Origin of the sequence: Lentzea aerocolonigenes, from assembly GCF_000955955.1 — a bacterium.
Taxonomy (GTDB): Bacteria; Actinomycetota; Actinomycetes; order Mycobacteriales; family Pseudonocardiaceae; genus Lentzea; species Lentzea aerocolonigenes_A.
Genome location: NZ_JYJG01000376.1, coordinates 1 through 4,967, shown reverse-complemented (window position 1 = coordinate 4,967; position 4,967 = coordinate 1). Strand labels below are relative to the sequence as shown.

7 protein-coding genes are annotated in these 4,967 nt (G+C 68.3%); 3 read left to right on the top strand and 4 right to left on the bottom strand.

The window, feature by feature from the left end:
- The first annotated feature begins 51 nt into the window (after nt 1–51).
- Nucleotides 52–456, top strand: a complete 405-nt coding sequence (locus UK23_RS39225; RefSeq protein ID WP_052685441.1) for a type II toxin-antitoxin system VapC family toxin — start codon at nt 52–54, stop codon at nt 454–456.
- Here UK23_RS39225 and UK23_RS39220 read toward each other — a convergent pair.
- From UK23_RS39220 to UK23_RS39210, 3 genes are all read right to left on the bottom strand, one after another.
- Nucleotides 449–724, bottom strand: coding sequence for a hypothetical protein (locus tag UK23_RS39220; RefSeq protein ID WP_231114879.1), 276 nt, complete (start codon nt 722–724; stop codon nt 449–451). The two genes, UK23_RS39225 and UK23_RS39220, sit on opposite strands and share 8 nt — an antisense overlap.
- On the bottom strand, nt 672–977 hold the full coding sequence (locus UK23_RS39215) for a hypothetical protein (protein ID WP_231114878.1): 306 nt from the start codon (nt 975–977) through the stop codon (nt 672–674). The genes UK23_RS39220 and UK23_RS39215 overlap by 53 nt, the downstream gene beginning before the upstream one ends.
- A gap of 63 nt (nt 978–1,040) precedes the next feature.
- A complete protein-coding gene (locus tag UK23_RS39210) occupies nt 1,041–1,364 on the bottom strand; it encodes a hypothetical protein (RefSeq protein WP_045316858.1) in 324 nt (107 codons plus the stop codon).
- An 85-nt stretch (nt 1,365–1,449) separates the two neighbouring features.
- Between UK23_RS39210 and UK23_RS39205 the strand changes: the two genes are divergently transcribed.
- Nucleotides 1,450–1,704, top strand: coding sequence for a hypothetical protein (locus UK23_RS39205; protein ID WP_045316857.1), 255 nt, complete (start codon nt 1,450–1,452; stop codon nt 1,702–1,704).
- Between the two features lie 48 nt (nt 1,705–1,752).
- On the opposite strand, the gene pdxS is transcribed toward UK23_RS39205, so the two are convergent.
- Nucleotides 1,753–2,685: a pyridoxal 5'-phosphate synthase lyase subunit PdxS gene (gene pdxS / locus UK23_RS39200; RefSeq protein WP_045316856.1), complete on the bottom strand. Its 933-nt coding sequence runs from the start codon at nt 2,683–2,685 to the stop codon at nt 1,753–1,755.
- 206 nt (nt 2,686–2,891) lie between these two features.
- On the opposite strand from pdxS, the gene UK23_RS39195 reads away from it, so the two are divergent.
- Nucleotides 2,892–4,946 carry an elongation factor G-like protein EF-G2 gene (locus UK23_RS39195; RefSeq protein ID WP_045316861.1) on the top strand — a complete coding sequence of 685 codons (2,055 nt, stop codon included), beginning with the start codon at nt 2,892–2,894 and terminating at the stop codon, nt 4,944–4,946.
- Nucleotides 4,947–4,967: the final 21 nt, after the last annotated feature.

Here is a 4,967-nt window from a genome sequence, read left to right as displayed (position 1 = left end):
CGACCGCTCCACCATCGTCGGCATCGTCCGCGACCTCCGCGAGGACGACGAGTGAGCTTCACCGCCGTCGTGGACACGTCCGCGCTGATGGAGTTCCTGGTCGGCACGAACCCCGACCCCGAGCTCGTGAAAAGGCTCCTCACCAGCACGTCGGCCGCGCCACAACTGCTGACTGCGGAGTCGTTGCACGTGCTGCGCAAGCTCGAGCGGCGAGGCCTGCTCACCGCAGAACAGGCAGAGGAAGCCGTCGACAACCTGTTGGACGTCCCGATCACGTTGATCGACCACCCACCGCTGGCCAGGAGGGCGTGGGGGTTGCGGCACGCGGCCTCGGCCTACGACGCGCTCTACCTCGCACTCGCCGAGCAACTGGACGTGCCGCTCGTGACGTGCGACGCCCGGCTGGCGGGCGCGCCCGGGCACAGCGCCGACGTCGAGATCTACCCGATCAGCTAGCCGAGACGAACCGGACCACGTAGGCCCCGTGCCGCGGCGGCTGCTGCCGAACCGAAGCGGGACTCCCGTACACGCTGACCGTGACGTGAGCCTCGTCCTTCTCGAGGGTCACCGGCATGTCGACCACCGTGGCCGCGCCCGTGCACGGCACCACGCGCCGCCGCTCCTCAGGCCCGCCGTTCATCCGGGGGTCGTGCGCCTCCAGCCAGGCCTCGTCACGCGCGTCGCACGTCACCTCGAACCGCAACGAGGTCGTGCTCGCGGCCACCCGCCACTGCCCACCGCTCCCCTGCCCGCTGCTGATCCCCGTCGGCCTCCGGACCGGCCGACAGCACGAACGGGCGGTCGAGCGCACCGCGAATGTGCGCCACCACCGAAGGCGTCAGCCGCACCTCGCTCAGCACCACCGGCGCTTGCGGCGAGTAGGTGAGCTCGTACCGAGGCGCCACCAGGTCGCCGTCGAGCAGCGAGAACTCCAGGGAAGCCTTGTCGCTGAACGACCGCACGTCCGCCCGCACCACGGTTCCGGCGCCAGGATGCCCGGCCGCGCACGCCGCCTCGTCAACGGCGAACCGCGCCTCGCCCTACCGCCCGACGAGCCGAAAACCCTTGTCGCGCAACATTTCCACGAAGTACGCACACTCACTCGACGCACCGGACAGCGGGCGTCCCAGGTAGAGGTCGGCCCGGTGGACCGCAGCCCGGTCCGGCCCGTCCGCGCACTCGAAGAAGTCGTGGCACCCCTTGTCGAACCGCCCGCGCACCAACGAAGCCCCCGGCGGCAACGGCGCCGCAACCACCTCGGCCTCGACCGCCTGACGCAAGGCTGCGATCTCGTCGTCACTGCGCCCGCACCCAGCCGCCAACAACACGACCACCAGCACAAACGCCCGAATCCCCCAACTCATGAGCCGATCATGGCAGCAGCACGACGAAGCCGCCGGAGGAACGCATCACCGGCTAAGCTCGACCCCAGAAGTCTGGGGGGACCTCATGAGCAGACCACCGCACGAACCGTTCGACGAGCGCGACCTCTACGCGGACAACCCGGATCCGTTCTCGGCCTTCTCCAAAGGCCCGGAACGGCCCGAGCCCAGGGGAAGCACGCGTCCCATCGGCAGCTACGAGGTGCCGGAGCCGGTCATCCCGGTGGCACCGCACCAGTCCGGCGGAGGCGTGGCACTCGCCATCACGCTCACCGTGTTCGCGTTGCTGCTCGGCGTCGCGATCTTCTTGCTCGCCACGTAAAGGAAAAGGCGCACCGCACAATGCGATGCGCCTTCATCCGAAGAGCAGTTACCAGCCGCGCTCGGCCAGGCGGTGCGGCTCCGGCACGTCCTCGACGTTGATGCCGACCATGGCCTCGCCCAGGCCGCGCGAGACCTTGGCGATGACGTCCGGGTCGTCGTGGAAGGTCGTGGCCTTCACGATGGCCTCGGCGCGCTGGGCCGGGTTGCCGGACTTGAAGATGCCGGAACCGACGAACACGCCCTCGGCGCCGAGCTGCATCATCATCGCGGCGTCGGCCGGGGTCGCGATGCCACCCGCGGTGAACAGCACGACGGGGAGCTTGCCGTTCTGCGCGACCTCCTTGACCAGCTCGTACGGCGCCTGGAGCTCCTTGGCGGCCACGTACAGCTCGTCCTCCGGCAGGTTCTGCAGGCGGCGGATCTCCTGGCGGATCTTGCGCATGTGCGTGGTGGCGTTGGAGACGTCACCGGTGCCCGCCTCGCCCTTGGAGCGGATCATCGCCGCGCCCTCGGTGATGCGGCGCAGGGCCTCGCCGAGGTTCGTCGCGCCACAGACGAAGGGAACCGTGAAGGCCCACTTGTCGATGTGGTTGGCGTAGTCGGCCGGGGTCAGCACCTCGGACTCGTCGATGTAGTCGACACCCAGCGACGCGAGGACCTGGGCCTCGACGAAGTGGCCGATGCGGGCCTTGGCCATCACGGGGATGGAGACGGCGTTGATGATCCCGTCGATCAGGTCGGGGTCGCTCATGCGGGCGACGCCGCCCTGCGCACGGATGTCGGCGGGCACGCGCTCGAGCGCCATGACGGCGACGGCGCCGGCGTCCTCCGCGATCTTCGCCTGAGTGGCGTCGACCACGTCCATGATCACGCCACCCTTGAGCATCTCGGCCATGCCGCGCTTGACGCGGGCGGTGCCGGTGACCTGGTCGTCGCTCACGGGCCAACCTTTCACGAGGGGAAGTTCCGGTGAACCCATCCTACGTCTGACGTGGCCACCTCACCCAAGCCACTGAAGCCCGGAATCAGAAGGCCACTTCACGATCAACCGCAGGTCGTGATACGTGCCACTTCCACGAACTCGAAAGGCGTTCACAACCAGGCAGGCGTCCAGTCGGGGTCTCCCACTTGTACCGGGAGGTGAACGGGTGTGAGATCGAACACTACGACTTGACGGAGGTAGCCATGGGAAGCAAGCACTCCGACAACGGCACATCGGCAGGCGCGGTCGCTGTGGACGACCCGGCCCAGGTCCGCAACGTCGTGCTCGTGGGCCCGTCCGGCGCGGGCAAGACGACGCTCACCGAAGCCTTGCTAGCCGCCACCGGCGTCCTGACCAGAGCAGGATCGGTGACCGAGGGCACTACCGTCTGCGACCACGACCCAGCCGCCGTACGACAACAACGCTCGGTAGGCCTCTCAGTAGCCCCGCTCCACCACGGCGACATCAAGATCAACCTCATCGACACCCCCGGCTACGTCGACTTCGTGGGCGAACTGAGGGCAGGACTACGGGCCGCGGACGCGGCCCTTTTTGTTGTGAACGCCTTCGAAGGCGTGGACGCCGCCACCATCGCCCTGTGGGAAGAGTGCGCTCTAGTAGGCATGCCGCGCGCCGTGGTCATCACCCGCACCGACCACCACCGCGCCAACTTCGGCAACGAGGTGATCGAGTGCCAGGCCGCGTTCGGCGCGGGCGTCGTGCCGCTGTACGTGCAGGAGGGCGACTCTCTGGTCGGGCTGCTGACATCCGGTGAGAACTACCCGGAAGAACGCGCGGCCCTGATCGAGGGCATCATCGCCGAGAGTGAAGACGAAACCCTGATGGACCGCTACCTGGCGGGCGAGGAAATCGACCAGGACACCCTCATCGCCGATCTGGAAACCGCGGTCGCACGCGGCTCCTTCCACCCGGTGATGCCCGTCTGCGCCGCCACCGGCATGGGCCTGACGGAACTCCTCGACGGCATAGCGCGCGCCTTCCCGTCCCCGCTCGAACACACAGTCCCCGACGTGACCTCCGTCGAGGGCATCCCCCAGCCCCGCATGTCCGTGGACCCCGACGGCCCCCTGGTAGCCGAAGTCGTCCGCACAGCAGTCGACTCCTACGTCGGCCGCGTGTCCCTGGTCCGCGTCTTCTCGGGCACCCTCCGCCCGGAACGCCCGGTGCACGTCTCGGGCCACGGCATGGCCGACCGAGGCCACGAGGACCACGACGCCGACGAACGCGTGGCCCACGTCTACTCCCCACTGGGCGCCACCCTGCGAGAAGTCCCGTACTGCGTGGCCGGAGACCTCTGCGCACTCACAAAGCTCACCACCGCGGAAACCGGCGACACCGTCTCAGCCCCGGAACAACCACTCCTCATGGCCCCTTGGGACATGCCGGAGCCGCTCCTCCCAGTAGCCGTGGTCCCCAGAACCCGAAGCGACGAGGACAACCTGGCCCGCAACCTGAACCGCCTGGTGGCCAGCGACCCGACCCTCCGCCTGGACCGCAACGCCGAAACCCACCAGATGGTCCTCTGGTGCATGGGCGAGGCCCACGCCGACGTGGTCCTGGCCCGCCTCCGGGCAGGCGGAGCCGAGATCGACACCGAACCGGTACGCGTGGCGTTGCGAGAAACCTTTGCGGGTTCGGCAAAGGGCCACGGCCGGCATGTGAAGCAATCTGGAGGTCACGGCCAGTACGCGGTGTGCGACATCGTGGTCGAACCACTCCCCAGAGGCTCAGGCTTCGAGTTCGTCGACAAGATCGTCGGCGGCGCCATCCCCAACCAGTTCATCCCGTCAGTCGAAAAGGGCGTCCGCGCCCAACTGGAACGCGGCCTCCACGACCACACCCCAGTAGTAGACGTCCGCGTAACCCTCGTAGACGGCAAAGCCCACTCGGTCGACTCCTCGGACGCCGCCTTCCAAACCGCAGGCGCCATGGCCCTGAAGGAAGCCGCGAACGCCGGCCGGACCACCCTCCTGGAACCCCTGGACGAAGTGGCCATCCGCCTCCCGGACGAACACATGGGCACAGTCCTGGGAGACCTCTCCGGCCGCCGAGGCCGAGTCCTGGGCACCGAAGCCGACGAAGGCGGCCGCACCGTGATCCGAGCCGAAGTCCCGTCCAGCGAACTCCTCCGCTACGCCATAGAACTCCGCGCAATGACCTCAGGCACAGGAACCTTCACCCGCCACTTCTCCCGCTACGACCCAATCCCGGAAGCCCTGGCCGCCCGGGCGAAGTAGTTCGGCGTCTGCAAGTACTAC

Bases quoted from the DNA above. Each gene is read 5' to 3' on its own strand.
- UK23_RS39205 (WP_045316857.1), top strand. From the start codon at position 1,450: ATGAGCAGACCACCGCACGAACCGTTCGACGAGCGCGACCTCTACGCG.
- UK23_RS39195 (WP_045316861.1), top strand. From the start codon at position 2,892: ATGGGAAGCAAGCACTCCGACAACGGCACATCGGCAGGCGCGGTCGCT.
- pdxS (WP_045316856.1), bottom strand. From the start codon at position 2,685: ATGGGTTCACCGGAACTTCCCCTCGTGAAAGGTTGGCCCGTGAGCGAC.
- UK23_RS39210 (WP_045316858.1), bottom strand. From the start codon at position 1,364: ATGAGTTGGGGGATTCGGGCGTTTGTGCTGGTGGTCGTGTTGTTGGCG.